Origin of the sequence: Pseudorhodoferax soli (genome assembly GCF_003337555.1) — a bacterium.
GTDB classification, from domain to species: Bacteria; Pseudomonadota; Gammaproteobacteria; order Burkholderiales; family Burkholderiaceae_C; genus Pseudorhodoferax; species Pseudorhodoferax soli.
This window is the reverse complement of record NZ_QPJK01000003.1, coordinates 221,986-238,642: the sequence shown is the minus strand read 5'-3', so window position 1 is coordinate 238,642 and position 16,657 is coordinate 221,986. Positions and strand designations below refer to the sequence as shown.

General features: G+C 70.4%; 17 protein-coding genes. 4 read left to right on the top strand and 13 right to left on the bottom strand.

Annotated elements, in window-relative coordinates; translation table 11 throughout:
* Window positions 1-11: 11 nt before the first annotated feature.
* The 3 genes from DES41_RS12800 to edd all read right to left on the bottom strand — a co-directional run bounded on the left by DES41_RS12800 (window position 12) and on the right by edd (window position 3,577).
* A complete protein-coding gene (locus DES41_RS12800) occupies window positions 12-989 on the bottom strand; it encodes a tripartite tricarboxylate transporter substrate binding protein (protein ID WP_114468035.1) in 978 nt (325 codons plus the stop codon).
* A gap of 105 nt (window positions 990-1,094) precedes the next feature.
* The gene (locus DES41_RS12795) at window positions 1,095-1,742 is read right to left on the bottom strand and encodes a bifunctional 4-hydroxy-2-oxoglutarate aldolase/2-dehydro-3-deoxy-phosphogluconate aldolase (RefSeq protein WP_114468034.1); all 648 of its coding nucleotides are present in this window, start codon (window positions 1,740-1,742) and stop codon (window positions 1,095-1,097) included.
* The gene (edd, locus tag DES41_RS12790; protein WP_114468033.1) at window positions 1,733-3,577 is read right to left on the bottom strand and encodes a phosphogluconate dehydratase; all 1,845 of its coding nucleotides are present in this window, start codon (window positions 3,575-3,577) and stop codon (window positions 1,733-1,735) included. Before edd ends, DES41_RS12795 begins: the two co-directional genes overlap by 10 nt.
* 187 nt (window positions 3,578-3,764) lie before the next feature.
* Here edd and DES41_RS12785 point away from each other — a divergent pair, with 187 nt between their 5' ends.
* Window positions 3,765-4,310: a gamma-glutamylcyclotransferase gene (locus DES41_RS12785; protein WP_245965710.1), complete on the top strand. Its 546-nt coding sequence runs from the start codon at window positions 3,765-3,767 to the stop codon at window positions 4,308-4,310.
* On the opposite strand, the gene DES41_RS12780 is transcribed toward DES41_RS12785, so the two are convergent.
* The 4 genes from DES41_RS12780 to DES41_RS12765 form a co-directional block, all read right to left on the bottom strand.
* Window positions 4,294-4,845, bottom strand: a complete 552-nt coding sequence (locus tag DES41_RS12780; RefSeq protein WP_114468031.1) for a nucleotidyltransferase family protein — start codon at window positions 4,843-4,845, stop codon at window positions 4,294-4,296. The two genes, DES41_RS12785 and DES41_RS12780, sit on opposite strands and share 17 nt — an antisense overlap.
* Before the next feature lie 5 nt (window positions 4,846-4,850).
* Window positions 4,851-7,073, bottom strand: coding sequence for a xanthine dehydrogenase family protein molybdopterin-binding subunit (locus DES41_RS12775; protein ID WP_245965709.1), 2,223 nt, complete (start codon window positions 7,071-7,073; stop codon window positions 4,851-4,853).
* 53 nt (window positions 7,074-7,126) lie between these two features.
* Window positions 7,127-7,585, bottom strand: coding sequence for a (2Fe-2S)-binding protein (locus DES41_RS12770; protein WP_114468030.1), 459 nt, complete (start codon window positions 7,583-7,585; stop codon window positions 7,127-7,129).
* 87 nt (window positions 7,586-7,672) lie between these two features.
* The gene (locus DES41_RS12765; protein WP_114468029.1) at window positions 7,673-8,245 is read right to left on the bottom strand and encodes a TetR/AcrR family transcriptional regulator; all 573 of its coding nucleotides are present in this window, start codon (window positions 8,243-8,245) and stop codon (window positions 7,673-7,675) included.
* Window positions 8,246-8,316: 71 nt separating this feature from the next.
* Between DES41_RS12765 and pdxH the strand changes: the two genes are divergently transcribed.
* The 3 genes from pdxH (at window position 8,317) to DES41_RS12750 (ending at window position 11,167) form a co-directional block, all read left to right on the top strand.
* A complete protein-coding gene (gene pdxH, locus DES41_RS12760; RefSeq protein WP_114468028.1) occupies window positions 8,317-8,964 on the top strand; it encodes a pyridoxamine 5'-phosphate oxidase in 648 nt (215 codons plus the stop codon).
* Between the two features lie 122 nt (window positions 8,965-9,086).
* The gene (locus DES41_RS12755; RefSeq protein ID WP_114468027.1) at window positions 9,087-10,034 is read left to right on the top strand and encodes a sugar ABC transporter substrate-binding protein; all 948 of its coding nucleotides are present in this window, start codon (window positions 9,087-9,089) and stop codon (window positions 10,032-10,034) included.
* An 11-nt stretch (window positions 10,035-10,045) separates the two neighbouring features.
* Window positions 10,046-11,167 (top strand): nucleoside hydrolase, encoded by a 1,122-nt coding sequence (locus DES41_RS12750; RefSeq protein WP_114468406.1) that lies wholly within the window; start codon window positions 10,046-10,048, stop codon window positions 11,165-11,167.
* Between the two features lie 102 nt (window positions 11,168-11,269).
* On the opposite strand, the gene DES41_RS12745 is transcribed toward DES41_RS12750, so the two are convergent.
* The 6 genes from DES41_RS12745 to DES41_RS12720 are packed head-to-tail and all read right to left on the bottom strand — an operon-like array spanning window position 11,270 to window position 16,657.
* Window positions 11,270-11,719, bottom strand: coding sequence for a GNAT family N-acetyltransferase (locus DES41_RS12745; RefSeq protein ID WP_114468405.1), 450 nt, complete (start codon window positions 11,717-11,719; stop codon window positions 11,270-11,272).
* Between the two features lie 22 nt (window positions 11,720-11,741).
* Entirely contained in the window at window positions 11,742-12,134 is a 393-nt protein-coding gene (gene rbsD, locus DES41_RS12740) for a D-ribose pyranase (RefSeq protein WP_114468026.1), read from the bottom strand.
* Window positions 12,131-13,072 carry a ribokinase gene (gene rbsK / locus DES41_RS12735; RefSeq protein ID WP_114468025.1) on the bottom strand — a complete coding sequence of 314 codons (942 nt, stop codon included), beginning with the start codon at window positions 13,070-13,072 and terminating at the stop codon, window positions 12,131-12,133. The genes rbsD and rbsK overlap by 4 nt, the downstream gene beginning before the upstream one ends.
* Window positions 13,069-14,079: a LacI family DNA-binding transcriptional regulator gene (locus DES41_RS12730; RefSeq protein WP_114468024.1), complete on the bottom strand. Its 1,011-nt coding sequence runs from the start codon at window positions 14,077-14,079 to the stop codon at window positions 13,069-13,071. The genes rbsK and DES41_RS12730 overlap by 4 nt, the downstream gene beginning before the upstream one ends.
* A gap of 2 nt (window positions 14,080-14,081) precedes the next feature.
* Complete coding sequence (locus tag DES41_RS12725) at window positions 14,082-15,062, bottom strand: ABC transporter permease (RefSeq protein ID WP_114468023.1); 981 nt, start codon at window positions 15,060-15,062, stop codon at window positions 14,082-14,084.
* A 56-nt stretch (window positions 15,063-15,118) separates the two neighbouring features.
* Window positions 15,119-16,657 (bottom strand): sugar ABC transporter ATP-binding protein, encoded by a 1,539-nt coding sequence (locus tag DES41_RS12720; RefSeq protein WP_114468022.1) that lies wholly within the window; start codon window positions 16,655-16,657, stop codon window positions 15,119-15,121.

Genomic DNA, 16,657 nt, shown 5'->3' with positions numbered 1-16,657 from the left:
GGAAGGAGAAATCAGTCGACGGCGGCGCCGGAGGACTTGACGATGCGGGCCCACTTGGCTAGGTCGTCGTTGAGCAGCGCGGCGAACTGCGCGGGCGTGGTCGGCGGCGCGATTTCCACGCCCTGCTGCTCCAGCTTGTCGCGCAGGTCCTTCGCGGCGAGCGTCTTGCGCATGCCGTCCTCCAGCTGGGCCTGCACGGCTGCCGGCAGGCCGGTGGGTGCGAACAGGCCGATCCAGAGCTGTCCGTCGTAGCCGGGCACGGCTTCGGCCATGGCCGGCACGTTCGGCAGGGTCGGTGAACGCCTGGCCCCGCTGACGGCAATGGCGCGCAGCTTGCCGGCCTGGATGTGCGAGAGCGCCGAGGGCAGGCTCGCGAACAGCATGGGCAGCTGGCCGCCCAGCACGTCGTTCAAGGCCGGCGCCACGCCCTTGTAGGGCACATGCTGCAGCTTGAGCCCGGCCATGCTGTTGAGCATCTCGCCCAACAGATGGTTCAGGGTGCCGTTGCCGGCCGAGGCGTACTGCAGGTCGGCCCCGCTCTTGCGCGCCAGCGCCAGGAACTCGGTGAGGTTCTGCGCCGGGTACGAGGGGTTGACCAGCAGCACATTGGGCACGGTGCCCACCAGGCCCAGCGGCACGAAATCCCGGACGGGGTCGAAGCCAGGGTTCTTGTACAGCGAGGGGTTGATGGCCTGGCTGCTGCTGATGGTCATCAGCAGCTGGTGGCCATCCTTGGGGCCGCGCGCCACGTACTGGGTGCCGATGTTGCCGCCCGCGCCGGGCCGGTTCTCCACCACGGCGCTGCCGCCCAGCACCTCGCCGAGCTTTTGGCCGACGATGCGGCCCACGATGTCGTTGGTGCCGCCGGCGGCCTGGGGCACGACCAGCACGATGGGGCGCGACGGATAGCCCGATTGGGCGGCGGCCGGCAGCGCGCAGGCGGCGGCCAGGGCCAGCAGGGCGCGGCGGCTCGCGGAAATGGAAGGCATGGGCGGCGTCTCCTGGTCAGAAGCCGCGGATCATCCCGCGCGCCGGCCACCCCGGCAATCAGCGATTGCGAAAGCCGGTGTTCCGCTGCGCCGAAGGGCGCGGCCTCAGCCGCGCGGCAGAGCGGCGGCTTCGCGCGCCAGTTGCTCGATGCGGCCCCAGTCGCCCGCGGCGATGGCGTCGTTGGGCACGATCCACGAGCCGCCCACGCAGGCCACGTTGGACAGCGCCAGGAACTCGCCCGCATTGGCCGCGCTGACGCCGCCCGTGGGGCAGAACTTGACCTCGCCGAACGGACCTTGCCAGGCCTTCAGCATGGGGATGCCGCCGGCCTGCAGCGCCGGGAAGAACTTGAGTTCGGTGAAGCCGTCCTCCTGCGCCATCATGATCTCGCTGCCCGTGGCCACGCCGGGCAACAGCGGCAGGCCGGCATCGCGGCAGGCCTGGCCGACCTTGGAGGTGTAGCCCGGGCTGACGCCGAAGCGTGCGCCGGCGCGCACCGAAGCCGCCACGTCGGCCGGCGTGCGGATGGTGCCGGCGCCGACCACGGCCTCGGGCACGGACTTGGAGATGGCTTCCATCGAGGCCAGCGCCTGCGGCGTGCGCAGCGTGACCTCGAGCATGCGGATGCCGCCGGCCAGCAGCGCCCGTGCGAGCGGCACGGCATGGGCCACGTCGTGCAGCACGATGACGGGAATGACCGGCGCGTCGCGCATCACATCGCGGGCGGTCAGGTCGTTGTTGTTCAAAGCCATGTCGGCGCTCCTTCTTCTGCGGTGGCGGCATTGCGGCGCATGCCGGCGAACAAATCACGGCCCAGGCCCAGGCCGTTGGCCTCGCGCAGGGCCTCGGGCATCGTGGCCAGCGGGCGCGCCGCCCATTCGGCTTCGGGTACCAGTACGTCCAGCCGGCCGGCCGGGGCGTCGAGCCGCACCACATCGCCGTCGCGCAGCTTGGCCAGTGGCCCGCCGGCGGCAGCCTCGGGCGTCAGGTGGATGGCGGCCGGCACCTTGCCGGAGGCGCCGCTCATGCGGCCGTCGGTGACCAGCGCCACCTTGAAGCCCTTGCCCTGCAGCACCGCCAGGGGCGGCGTGAGCTTGTGCAGCTCAGGCATGCCGTTGGCCTGCGGGCCCTGCCAGCGCACCACGCAGACCAGGTCGCGTTCGAGTTCACCGGCCGAGAAGGCCTTCTGCAGGTCTTCCTGCGAATCGAAGATGCGGGCCGGTGCCTCGATCACATGGCGGTCGTCGGGTACCGAGGAGACCTTGATCACGCTGCGGCCCAGCGGGCCCTGCAGCAGTTGCAGGCCGCCCGTGGGGCTGAACGGCGCGGTAGCCGGCCGCACGATGGCTTCGTCCTTGCTGGCGCCGGTGGCCTCCCAGCGGAGTGCGGCGTCGACCAGTTGCGGTTCGTGCGTGTATTCGCGGATGCCACCGGGGCGCACGGTCAGCACGTCTTCGTGCATGAGGCCGGCGTCCAGCAGCTCGCGGATCACGTAACCCGTGCCGCCCGCGGCCTGGAACTGGTTCACGTCGGCGCTGCCGTTCGGGTAGACGCGCGCCAGCAGCGGCACCACGTGCGAGAGCGCTGCGAAGTCGTCCCAGTCGATGGTGATGCCGGCCGAACGTGCCACCGCCACCCAGTGGATCAGGTGGTTGGTCGAGCCGCCCGTGGCCAGCAGCGCCACCATGGCGTTGACGATGGCGCGCTCGTCGACCAGCCGGCCGATCGGCGGGACCACGCCGCGCGCCTTGGCCGCATGGCCGTCCAGCGTGGTGCCGTAGCCCAGCACTGTGCGTGCGGCCTCGCGCGTGAGCGCCTCGCGCAGCGGCCCGCCTGGCGTCACGAAGGCCGTGCTCGGCACGTGCAGGCCCATGGCCTCGAGCAGCATCTGGTTGCTGTTGGCCGTGCCATAGAAGGTGCAGGTGCCGGCCGCGTGGTAGGCGGCAGACTCGGCCTCCATCAGTTCCTTGCGGCCGACCAGGCCCTGCGCAGCCTGCTCGCGCACCTTGGACTTGGCACTGTTGGACAGGCCCGAGGCCATCGGGCCGGCCGGCACGAACACCGTGGGCAGGTGGCCGAAGTGCAGTGCGCCGATCAACAGGCCCGGCACGATCTTGTCGCACACGCCGAGCATGAGCGCGGCGTCGAACATGTCGTGCGTGAGCGCCACGGCCGTGGCCATGGCGATCACGTCGCGGCTGAACAGCGAGAGCTCCATGCCCGGCAGGCCCTGGGTCACGCCGTCGCACATCGCCGGCACGCCGCCGGCCACCTGGGCCGTGGCGCCGAAGTGGCGCGCCTCGTCCTTCACGAGATCGGGGTAGTGCTGCAGCGGCTGGTGCGCCGACAGCATGTCGTTGTAGGCGTTGACGATGCCGATGTTGGGTGCGCGCTCGGCCACGACCTTGAACTTGTCGCTGGAGGGCATGGCGGCGACGGCATGGGCCACGTTGGCGCAGCCCATGCGGTCGGAGCCGCGTGTGCGCGCGGCCATGGCGGCCAGGCGTTCGAGGTAGGCGGCTCGCGCGGCTGCGCTGCGCGCGCGGATGCGGTCGGTGACGTCGGCGACAGTGGTGTGGGTATTCATCGTTCTGGGCCGCAGCAGACGCGGCGGCACATGAAGAGGGGGCGCGGTGATCCTACCCTCGATGATCCCCGCAAGGGCTGCAGGGGGTTACCAGTGGGTTACCAAAGCACGGGGCTGGCCGCGGCTTGCTAGAGTGGCGGCCGTGACACCGCATCCCCACCCCGTTCCGCTGCGCGACCCACTGCCCATGCTGGAGCGTACCCGGCGCGAATGGGGCGGCCAGCAGGACTACTGGGTGTTCGGCTACGGGTCGCTGATCTGGCGTCCGGAGTTCGAGCATGTCGAGCACCGCCTGGCGCGCGTGCACGGCTGGCACCGGGCCCTCAAGATGTGGAGCCGCATCAACCGCGGCACGCCCGAATGCCCGGGCCTGGTGTTCGCGCTGCTCACAGGCGGCAGCTGCCAGGGCGTGGTGTTCCGCATTCCCCAGCGCGATGGCGAGGCCGTGCTGGAGCGGCTCTGGGCACGCGAGATGCTGATGGGCGTGTACGACCCGCGCTGGCTGCACTGCACCACGCCCGAGGGGCCGGTGAAGGCGCTGGCGTTCACGCTGTCGCGCCACAGCCCCAGCTTCACGCGCACGCTCAGCGACGAGGACTACCGGCGCGTGTTCATGCAGTCCTGCGGGCGCTTCGGCACCACGCTGGACTATGCGCGCGAGACCTTCGAGAGCCTCAAGAAGCACCAGATCCGGGACAAGGCGTTGGAGAAGCTGCTCAGGCTGGCGGGCTGAGCAGCAGCCGCTCGGCCCGCGCGAGATCGCCCAGCGTGTCGATGTCGGTCACGCAGCCGGGGCCCTCGAGCGCCAGTTCCAGCACCTGCCCGGCCCGCTTGCGCGCCTGCACGATGGCGGCCGCGCCGGCCTCGCCCGACAGGGCCAGCAACTCGTCGCGGCAGGCGACGGAGAAGCCCACCGGATGGCCGCGCGTGCCGCCATGGCTGGGCAGCACCACGTCAGCCCGGGCCAGTGCCGCGGCCACGCGCTGCAGCGCCTGCGGCTCGACCAGCGGCAGATCGCCCGGCAGCACCAGCCAGCCGCCTGCGCCCTGCGTGGCCCGCACGGCGGCGGCGATGGAGTCGCCCATGCCGGGGTGACCTGCATCCTCCAGATGCCAGGCCAGCCCGCTGGCGCGCGCCGCGTCCAGCGTGTGCTGCAACACCGGCTTGCCGGCCAGCAGCGCCTGCAGCTTGTGCACCTGGCCGCCCGAGGCGCGGAAGCGCTCGCCCCGGCCCGAGGCCAGCACCAGCACGACGGGCGCAGCCGGCATCGCGCTCAGGCCAGCTTGAACGGCAGCTCGCGCAGCGGCTTGCCGGTCAGCCGCGCGATGGCGTTGGCGAAGGCCGGCGCCAGCGGCGGCAGGCCGGGCTCGCCCATGCCGGTCGGCGCGTCTGCGCTCGGCACGATGTGCACCGCGATCGTCGGCATGTCGGTGATGCGCGGCACCACGAAGTCGCCGAAGTTGCTCTGCTCGACCACGCCGTCCTTGAGCGTGACGGCCGCGCCGGGCAGGCACATCGACAGGCCCATCAGCGCGGCGCCCTGGATCTGCGCCTCCACGCTCTTGGGATTGACCGCCAGGTTGCAGTGCACGCCGGCCGTGACCTGGTGCAGCTTGGGCGTGCCGTTCTCCACCGACGCCTCGACCACGTAGGCCACCACCGAATCGAACGACTCGTGCAGCGCCACGCCCCAGGCCCGGCCCGCGGGCAGTTGCCGCTTGCCGTAGCCCGAGCGGTCGACCGCCAGCTGCAGCGCGGCGCGGTGGCGGGTGGCCTTGGCGTCCATCAGCGCCATGCGGTAGGCGACCGGGTCTTGCTTCGTTGCGCGGGCGATCTCGTCGACCAGCGTCTCCATCACGTAGGCGGTGTGGGTGGAACCCACGCTGCGCCACCACAGCACCGGCACGTTGTCCTTGGGGTGGTGGGCCGACAGCCGCATCGGCACGTCGTACGGCGCGCGCATGCCCTCGACCATGGTGGTGTCCACGCCGTCCTTGACCATGGCCGACTCGAAGAAGGTGCCCGCCATGATGGACTGGCCGACGATCACGTGGTCCCAGGCCAGCACCTTGCCCTGGGCGTCGAAGCCGATCTCGGCACGGTGCACGTGCATGGGCCGGTAGTAGCCGCCGCGGATGTCGTCCTCGCGGCTCCACAGCGTGCGGATCGGCGCCTCGATGCCGGCGGCCTGCGCGGCCTTGGCGATGGTGCAGGCCTCGACCACGAAGTCGCTGGTCGGCAGGCCGCGGCGGCCGAAGCCACCGCCGGCCATCTGCACCTCCATGGCCAGGTTCTCGGGCTTGATGCCGAGAACGCGCACCGCCGCGGCGGCTTCCAGGCCGGGCATCTGCGTGCCGACCCAGAGCTTGGCCTTCGCGTCCGCACCGCGGCCGGTGAGCTGCACGGTGCAGTTCAGCGGCTCCATGGGCGCGTGGGCCAGATAGGGGAAGTGGAACTCGGCGCTGATCTTGTTCGGCGCGCCGGCCAACGGCGCCATGTCGGCCTGGTATTTCACCTGGCCGGTCTTGGCGGCCAGCGCGCGGTAGCTGGCCAGTTGCGCGGTGCTGTCGACCTTCTGGCGGCCGGCGTCGCTCCACTGCAGCTTGAGCGCGTCGCGGCCCTGCTTGGCGGCCCAGTAGCCGTCGGCGATCACGGCCACGCCTTCGCCGCCGTCGTGCAACGGCACGCGCAGCACAGCCTTCACACCCTTCACGGCGCGCGCGGCGGCGTCGTCCACCGACACCACCTTGCCGCCGAACACGGGCGGATGCTGGCACACGGCGGTCAGCATGCCGGGCAGGCGCACGTCGATGCCGAAGTTCTGCCGGCCGCTGGACTTGGCCTGCGCGTCGAGCCGGCCGGTGGGCTGGCCGATCAGCTTGAAGTTCTTCGGGTCCTTCAGCGTGACCTGGGTCGGCACGGGCAGCTGCATCGCGGCTTCGGCCAGTGCGCCGTAGTCGAGCCGTTTGCCGCCGGGGCCGATGACCACACCGCGCTCGGTGGCCAGCGACGCGGCCGGCACGCCCCACTGCGTGGCGGCGGCCTGCACCAGCATGGCGCGGGTGCGGGCGCCGAGCTCGCGGTACTGGGTGTAGGAGTTCTTGATGGCCGTGGAGCCGCCCGTCAGGTGCATGCCGTAGGCCGGGTCGGCATAGGCGATGGCCGCGTTGCCGTGCGTGGCGCGCACTTTGCTCCAGTCGGCATCCAGCTCCTCCGCCAGCACCATGGCCAGGCCGGTGTGCGTGCCCTGGCCGAATTCGAGGCGGTTCACCGTCACCGTGACGATGCCGTCCTTGGCGATTTGCACGAAGGCGGCCGGTTGCTGCGCGGGCTTGAGCCCGGCCGCGGCCGGAGCCTGCGCCTCGGCCAGCAGCGGGAACGCGCCGAGCGCGAAACCGGACACGGCCGTCATCTTGAGGAAGCTGCGGCGCGGCAGGCCGGCGGTGCCGCTGTCGGCGTCATCGTCCAGGCGGCGGGCCAGTGCGGGCGGCAGCATGGCGCGGATCTGGTCGGCAGAGAGGTTTTGCAAGAGCATGGTGTTCTCCGGTTTCAGGCCAGCGACGCGGCTGCGTCCTTGATCGCCGCGCGGATGCGCGTGTAGGTGCCGCAGCGGCAGATGTTGCCGGCCATGGCGGCGTCGATGTCGGCGTCACTGGGCCTGGCGTTGGACTGCAGCAGCGCGGTGGCGCTCATGATCTGGCCGCTCTGGCAGTAGCCGCACTGCGCCACGTCGATCTTGACCCAGGCCTCGTGCACGGCCTTGCCGACACGGTCGGAGACGACGGCCTCGATGGTGGTGATCTTCTGGCCCGCCGCAGCCGCGATCGGCGTCACGCACGAACGGATCGCCGCGCCGTTCATGTGCACGGTGCACGCGCCGCACAGCGCGGCGCCGCAGCCGAACTTGGTGCCCGTCATGCCCAGCGTGTCGCGCAGGGCCCAGAGGATGGGGGTGGAGTCGTCGACGTCGACGTTGACGTCCTTGCCGTTGATGTTCAGCGTGGCCATGGGTGTGCTTTCGTGGGGTGGGAGAACTGTTGATGAATGAGGATTCATTCGCTTATTTATGGGGAGCCGGGGATGCGTGCATGGCGGTCAGGCCTTGATGCCATCCCAGAAGATCGTGAACGCCTGCGCCAGCGCGGCTTCGGTGTCCGGCAGATCGCCGCTGCGCAACAGGCCTGCGGTCTCGCGCACGGAGCCGAAAAAGGTCGACGCCAGCAGCATGGTGGGCACGTCCTTGACGATCTGCTGCGCGCGCGCCTCGTCGAAGAAGCCCAGGCATTCGCTCGTGAACCGGGCCGAGAACTGGCGCGACGCCTCGCTGAACCAGGGCGAGTTGTAGTACTGCTCCATGAACACCGTCTCGGCGTAATGCGCCTGGCGGTGGCGCAGCAGCCGCAGCCAGTTGCGCTGGAACCGTGCGCGGAACGGCATGGCTGCACCCGCCGGTTCGGTGATCAACTGCACCAGCGCGCCCTTGACCTGCTCGTACAGCGCATTGAGCAGGTCTTCCTTCGACTTGTAGTAGACGTACAGCGTGCCGGTGGCGATGCCGGCCTGCCGCGCAATCGCCGCCATGGTCAGGCCCGACAGGCCGACCTGTGCCACCAGCGCGAAGGTCGCGTCCGCAATGGCCTGCTGCTTGTCGTCGTCCTTGGGTTTCACGGCGGCGATCTTAGGCGAATGAATGTTCAGTCGTCAATGGCGCTCTGCAGCCGGGCGCACAATCGCGCGCCATGAGCGAACTTCAGACCTCCATCGCCGCCCTGCGCAAGAGCTACGAACGCGCAGAACTTGACGAATCAGCCTCGCATGCCGACCCGGTGCAGCAGTTCGACCAGTGGCTGAACGAAGCCATCACGGCCCAGGTGCCCGAGCCCAACGCGATGACCCTGGCCACCGTCGGCAGCGACCTGCGCCCGTCCACGCGCATCGTGCTCGTCAAGGGCTACGACGCGCGGGGCCTGGTCTTCTATACCAACTACGAGAGCCGCAAGGGCCAGGAACTGGCCGGCAACCCCTACGCCGCGCTGCAGTTCCACTGGGTCGAGCTCGAACGCGTGGTGCGCATCGAGGGCGTGGTCGAGAAGACCAGCGCGGCCGAGAGCGACGCCTACTACGACAGCCGCCCGCTCGATTCGCGCATCGGTGCCTGGGCCAGCCCGCAGAGCCAGGTGATCTCGGGCCGGGGCGTGCTGGTGGCCAATGCGGCGAAGTACGGCGCGCAGTTCCTGCTGCGCCCGCCGCGGCCGCCGCACTGGGGCGGCTACCGGCTGGTGCCGACGGAATGGCAGTTCTGGCAGGGGCGCAAGAGCCGGCTGCACGACCGGCTGCACTACCGGCAGGACGGCGGCAAGTGGGTGCGCGAGCGGCTCGCGCCCTGAGCGACATGTTTAACCTCTTGTAACCTTCTCGCGGGAAACCACTGATCGCAAACGTTTGCGCAAACGTTTGGTGCTTTCTATATTGGCTGCTCCGCACACACAGCCAAAACAGGAAACACCTTATGCGCGACACCCGCAGCACCCTTACTACCGCCCTGGCCCTGGCCGGCTTGCTGGCCGCAGCGCCCGTGTGGGCGCAGAGCCCGCCCAAGGTGGCCCTGGTCATGAAGTCTTTGGCCAACGAGTTCTTCCTGACCATGGAGGAAGGCGCCAAGGCGCACCAGAAGGCCAACGCCAAGCAGTACACGCTGGTGGCCAACGGCATCAAGGACGAAACCGACGCGGCGGCGCAGATCCGCATCGTCGAGCAGATGGTGGCCCAGAAAGTCGACGCGCTGGTCATCGCCCCGGCCGACTCCAAAGCCCTGGTGCCGGCCATCAAGGCCGCGGCCGACAAGGGCGTGCTGGTCGTGAACATCGACAACCGGCTGGACGAGGCAGCGCTCAAGGAGAAGGGCCTGTCCGTGCCCTTCGTGGGCCCGGACAACCGCGCCGGCGCCAAGCTGGTGGGCGATGCGCTGGCCAAGACGCTCAAGGGCGGCGACAAGGTGGGCATCATCGAAGGCGTGTCCACCACCTTCAATGCGCAGCAGCGCACGCTGGGCTACCAGGACGCGATGAAGGCCGCCGGCATCACGGTGGTGGGCGTGCAGTCGGGCCAGTGGGAGATCGACAAGGGCAACCAGGTGGCCTCCAGCATGCTGCGCGAGCACCCCGACCTGAAGGCCCTGCTGGCGGGCAACGACTCCATGGCGCTGGGCGCGGTGGCCGCGGTCAAGGCCGCGGGCAAGACCGGCAAGGTGGCCGTGGTGGGCTACGACAACATCAGCGCGATCAAGCCCATGCTCAAAGACGGGCGGGTGCTGGCCACGGCCGACCAGTTCGCGGCCAAGCAGGCGGTGTTCGGCATCGAGACGGCGCTCAAGGCGCTGGCGGCCAAGACGCCGCAGAGCGGCATGCCGGCCGCGATCAAGACCGACGTGGTGCTGGTGACCAAGGATTCCAAATGAAGGGCCCGACCATGCAACGACGCACCTTCGGGGCCGTGCTCGCCGGCCTGGCACTGGCACTGCAAGGCTGCGGCGGCAGCGACGACGATGACGCGCCCAAGATCATCATCGACAGCGACTACAACACCATGAGCGACGATGGCCAGCTCGGCGTGATGGCCGCCCAGCTGCAGGCCGAAGGCAAGCTGCAGGTGCTGGGCATCACCGTGGTGTCGGGCAACAAGTGGCTGGACCAGGGCGTGGCCGAGGCGCTCAAGTCCATGGAACGGCTGGGCATGGGCCAGCGCATCCCGGTGTACGCGGGCGAGAACTACGCGCTGTCGCACGACTGGGCCACCATCGAGCGGGAGATTGCCGCAGGCGCCGAGAACGACGGCTATTACGGTGCCTGGAGCGTGCAGAAGACGGCTCCTACCGCCGCCGAGCTGACGGCGCCATCGGATGGCTTCGCGACGACCACGACGCTGCAAGCCCAGCATGCCGTCGACTTCCTGATCGACAGCATCAAGGCCAACCCGCGCGAGGTCGTCATCCTGGCCATCGGCCCGCTGACGAACATCGCCAAGGCCATGCGCAAGGCCCCCGAGATCGTGCCGCTGATCAAGCAGATCATCTACATGGGCGGGGCCGTGCACGTGCCGGGCAACACTACGAAGACAGCAGAATTCAACTGGTGGTTCGATCCCGAGGCTGCGCAATACGTCGTGCGCCAGCCGGTACCGCAGGTGGTGGTTCCGCTGGATGTGACCGACACGGTGCTGCTGACCACGCCGGTCTACAACCGCATCGCACACGGCCCGCGCGAGACCGCCGTCACCAAGCAGTTCAAGGAGGTCATGGGCCCTGGCTTCAACGGCATCGGCTTCGAGGGCGACCCGAACTACACCTTGAACGTGTGGGACACGCTGACCATCGCCTACCTCATGGACCCGGCCTATGCGACCGAGGTCAGCGAGGAGTATGTGGACGTGGTCAACGTGCCGGGTGCCGCCAACAACGGCCAGTCCATCGGCTACGCCACACAGCCGGCCGGGGCCACGCTGCAAAAGATGAAGGTGGTGAAGAAGTTCGACAACGCGCGCTTCTTCGAGTTCTACGTGGACCTGCTGACGCGGCCGGTGCCGATTCCCTGAGTCCCCTGCGCACGACAGCCACAGGGCGCCGCACGGACCGTGCGGCGCTTTTTCTTGGTGGGTGGGCCGGGCCCCGCCCCTGGCCCCCACGCCCGGGATCTCTCAACCCGCTTTGGTCATGTCGATGTGGGCGATGCCGTCTTCGTCGTACGGCTGCCCGTCGGGCACGAAGCCCAGCGACGCATAGAACGCCTGCAGTCGCGCCTGTGCGCCGATCTTGATGCCCTGGCCGGGAAACGCCTGGTGCGTGAATCGGATGGCCTCCTGCATCAGGGACCGGCCAAGGCCATGGGCCCTGAAATCCTGCATGGTCATCACCCGGCCGATGGAAGGCTGCACGTACTTCAACCCGGGATCGACGACGCGCGCGCAGGCGGCGAGCGCGCCGCCGACCCGCGCAGTGAGGTGCCATGCCTGCAGGTCCAGCCCGTCGGCCTCCTGGTACGGGCATTGCTGTTCCACCACGAACACGCTCTCACGTGCCTGGATGAGCGCGTAGACCTCCAGCGCCGAGAGAGCGTCGAAACGCGTCCACTTGAATTGCAGTTGCATGGGCATGCGCGAGCCACCGAAGTCAGAACGTCACGCCTGCATAGAGGAGCACGTTCATGTAAGGCGTGCATTCGCCGGTGCGCACCATGGCCTTCGCGGACAGGCACAGCTGTTTGAGTTGCGGGTGCGGCACGGTGGCCGGCACGAGCGGCTGCATCTGCTGGCACCAGTCGGGCGTGACGCCGCCCGGCCCGCAGGCCTCCTGCGCGATCACGGCACGCTCGACCTGCAGCTCACTGAGCACGGCGTGCAGCACGTCGGCGAAGCGTGGGACGCCGCGCATGACGGCCAGATCGATGCGCAGCGGCCCGGCCGGGATCGGCAGGCCGGCATCGCCGATGACGAGCAAGTCGCCATGGCCCATGCCGGCGATGACGCGCGAGAGCTCGGCGTGCAGCAAGGTGGTGCGTTTCATGGCAGCTCCTTTGCGGCGGGCGCCTCGGGTTGGGCGTCGACCTCGGCGGCAGTCGGGATCGACACCTGCGCGCCCACGCGCGTCACACACACGGCCGCAGCGCGAACACCGCGCGCGGTTGCCTGCGCCAGGCTTTGGCCCTGGGCCAATGCCACGGCCAGGGCGCCGGCAAAGGTGTCGCCGGCCGCCGTGGTGTCGACGGCCTGCACCTGTGGCGCGGGCTGGAGGCTGCAGCCGCCCTGCTCCACCGTGACGGCGCCCTGCGCGCCCAGCGTCACCACCACGCGCGCCACACCGCGCGCGCGCAGCGCCTGGCCGGCCGCGGCAGCCTGCTCGGGCGTCGCGACCGCACAGCCCGCGTAGGCCGCGGCCTCGACCTCGTTGACCACCAGCGTGTCCAGCTGCGGCCACAGCGTGTCCGGCAGCGGCTGCATCGGCGACGGGTTCAGCAGCACTGCGCAGCCGGCGCGGTGCGCAGCGGCCACGGCCTGCAGCACCGCCGGCAACGGCGATTCGAGCTGCGTGACGAAAAACTGCGCGCCGGCGAGTTGCCGCGCCAGCAGGGCCTCGTCCACCTGCAGCGTGGCATTGGCGCCCGGCAGCACGACGATGCGGTTCTGCGCGGAGTCTTCCAACATCACCAGCGCGCGGCCGGTGGGCGTCTGCGCGTCCACCTGCAGCGCATCCAGCGCGATGCCGTCATGCGCCAGCGCGGCGCGCAAGGCCTGCCCGTCGGCATCGCGGCCAATGCGCGCCAGCAGCCGCACCTGCGCGCCCTGGCGCGCGCAGCTGACGGCCTGGTTGCCGCCTTTGCCGCCCGGGAACAGCGCCAGCGAATGGCCGATCAGCGTCTCGCCGGCCTCGGGCGCACGCGGCACGCGCAGCAGCAGGTCCATGTTCAGGCTGCCCAGCACCAGGATGTTCGGCACTTCGGTCATGCCGCCGACTCCCGGTACGGCGCGCTCGAGGCGCGCACGCGCAGTTCGGGCTGCAGCACGACCTTGCGCACATCTTGGCGGCGGCCTTCGATGCGCTCGAGCAGCATGTCCACCGCCATCGCGGCGATGCGCTGCTTGGGCTGGGCGACTGTGGTCAGCGGCGGGCAGGCGAAGCGGGCCAGCTCGATGTCGTCGAAGCCGACCAGCGAGAGTTCGTCGGGCACGGCCACGCCGCATTCGTGCGCGGCGCACAGCGCACCGATCGCCATCAGGTCGTTGGCAACGAAGACGGCGCTGGGCCGCGGCGTCTGCCGCAGGATGGCGTGCATGGCGGCATAGCCGCCCTCGCTCGTGAAGTCGCCGGGCTGCAGCAGGCCGGCGCTGGCAAGGCCCAGGCCGGCCAGCGCCATGCGCCAGCCCTCCGCACGCTGGTCGGCCGTGGCCACGCCGGCCGGGCCGCCGATGCAGGCGATGCGGCGGTGGCCCAGCGCCGTGAGGTGCTGCACGGCCAGCAGCGCGCCCTGCATGTGGGCCGTCTCCACCAGGTCACAGGGCAAGGTGTCGATCTCGCGGTCGACCATGACGGTGGGCATGCGCAGGCCGGCCAGCAGTTCGGGCAGGGCCGGGTCTTCGCCGGAGGACACCACGATGAGGCCGTCCACACGGCGCTCGGCCAGCACCTGCAGCACCATGCCCTGGCGGCGCGGCTCGTCGTCGGTGTTGCACAGCACCAGGTTGTAGCCGGCACCGAAGCAGCGGTCCTCGATGCCGCGCACGATCTCGGCGAAGTACGGGTTCGAGCTGTTGGGGATCAGCATGCCCAGCGTGTTGGTGGCGCTGCGCTGCAGGCTGCGCGCCACCGCGCTGGGCACGTAGCCCAGTTCGCGGATGGCCTGCTCGACGCGGTTGCGTCCTTCCTCGCTGACGAAGCGGGTCTTGTTGACCACGTGCGAGACGGTGGTCACGGAGACCCGGGCCTGGCGGGCCACGTCCTTGATGGTCGCCATGCTCAGCCCCTCGCGGCGCGGCGCTGGCGCAGCGTGTCGACGATCACCGCCACGACGATCACGCAGCCCGTGATGATGCGTTTGCTCGGCTCGCTGGCGCCGACCTGGGCCAGCCCCGCCTCCAGCACCGCGATGATGAGCACGCCGATGAAGGTGTTGACCACCGAGCCACGACCGCCCATGAGGCTGGTTCCGCCGATCACCACGGCGGCGATCACGCGCAGCTCCATGCCCTGCCCTGCATTGGGGTCGGCGGCTTCCATGCGCGCGGCCTGCATCAGTCCGGCCAGGCCGGCCAGGAGGCCTGTGAGCGTGAACACGGCGATGCGCACCGGGCGCGGGTCCACGCCGGCCAGGCGCATGGCCTCCTCGTTGGTGCCGATGCCCACCACGCTGCGTCCGAACACGGTCCGCGTGAGCAGCAGTTGGCCGACGACGACCAGCAGCACCGCGATGAGGAAGGCCACCGAGACCCCACCGACGAGCGGCGCGGCCAGGCCGGCGATGCGCTCGCCCACGTACTGCGTGCGCGAGCCCGTGACGAGGTAGGCCGAGCCGCGCACCACCTCCAGCATGCCCAGCGAGACGATGAAGGACGGCAGCCGCCAGGCAACCGAGACCGAACCCAGCACCAGGCCGCACAGCGCGCCGGCGGCCAGGCCCAGCAGCGCGGCGGCCAGCGGCGTCCAGCCCCACTGCAGCACCGCCATGGCGCTCAGCGCGGCGCTCAGCGCCAGCACGGAACCCACCGACAGGTCGATGCCGGCGATGATCAGCACGAAGGTCATGCCCACCGCCATCACGGCCAGCGCCGGGATTTCGTTGACGATGGCGACGAAGGTGTCGGTCGTGAAGAAGTATTCGCTCAGGCTGCTGAACAGCGCCACCATGCCGAGCAGCACGACGGCCAGGCCCAGGTAGGTGCCCAGCTGTGCGTTCAGGCCGGTGCGTGGTGTCTTGGTGTCAGGGAGGGCGGCGCTCATGAGTGTTCCTTCGCCTTGGGCTACGGTGCGAGCGCCTGCTGGCGGCCGGGCGGCGCTCATGCGGACGCCTCTTCGGGGCGTGGTGCGCTGACGCCGCTGAATGCGGCGGCCAGCAGGGCTTGTTCGGTCCAGGCGCCGCGCTCGAACACCTGGACGAGGCGGCCGCCGCTCATGACGCCGATGCGGTCGCACATGGCCATCAGTTCGCGCAGGTCGCTGGAGACCATGAGCAGCGCACGGCCGTCGGCCGCCATGCGGTCCAGCTCGGCATAGAGGTCGGCGCGGGCGCCGACGTCGACCCCGCGCGTGGGTTCGTCCAGCAACAGCACCTCGCAGTCGCGGTGCAGCCAGCGCGCGAACACCACCTTCTGCTGGTTGCCGCCCGACAGCGCGGCCACGGGCTGCTCCTCGTCGCGGCAGCGCACGCGCAGCTTGCGGACCAGCCCCTGCACGATGCCGCGCTCGCGGCCCGGTTGCAGCCAGCCGCCTCGGGCCACCGCACGCAGGTCGCTGAGTGTGGTGTTGACACGGATGGGCTGGGACAGCAGCAGGCCTTCGGACTTGCGGTCTTCGCTGACCAGGCCGACGCGCCGGCGCACCGCCTGCACGGGGCTGGACCAGCGCGGCGCGGCCTGGCCCGTGGCGTCCAGCAGCTCGACGCTGCCGCGGTCGGCCCGGTCGGCGCCATAGACCAGGCGCAACAGCTCGGTGCGGCCGGAGCCCACCAGGCCGGCGAGGCCGAACACCTCGCCCGCGTGCACATCCAGGCTCACGTCGCGCACGGCCTGCCCGCGGCCCAGGCCGCGCAGGCGCAGCTTGGTCGGGCCCGCCGGGCGGCGTGGCCGCACCGCCTCGTCGGCCAGTGTCCGGCCGATCATGCGCTGCACCAGGTCGGCCTCGCTGACGCCGGCCATGGGCCGCGCATCGACGAGCCGGCCATCGCGCAGCACGGCCACCTGGTCGCAGATGCGGCGCAGTTCCTCCAGCCGGTGCGAGACGTAGACCAGCGCCACGCCGGCCGCCGCGAGCTGGGCGATCTGCGCGAACAGACGCTCGGACTCGCGCGCGGTCAGCATGGCCGTCGGCTCGTCCAGGATCAGCACGCGCGTGTCGTCCTGCAGGTTGCGCGCGATCTCCACCATCTGCTGGTGGCCGATGCCCAGCCGCGCCACCGGTGTGGCGGGGTCGATGTCGGTCAGGCCGATGCGCGCCAGCTGCCGCTCGGCCAGCGCGCGCAAACGGCCCTGGTCGACCCAGCCGGCGCGGCTCGGCAGGCGGCCCAGCAGCAGGTTCTCGGCGACCGTCAGCGTGGGCACCAGGCCCAGCTCCTGCATGACCATGCGCACGCCGCGGGCCTCGGCCTCGCGGCGCGAACGCGGCGCGAAGGGCTCGCCACCCAGCTGCATGCTGCCGCGCGTGGGCGCGACCAGGCCGCAGACGATCTTGGACAGCGTGCTCTTGCCCGCGCCGTTCTCGCCCGTCAGCGCCAGCACCTGGCCGGCGTGCAGCTCCAGGCCGACACCGTCGAGCACGGTGGCCGCATAGTCCTTGCCGATGCCCTGGAGCGCCAGCACCGGGGGCTGCTGCCCGGCCAT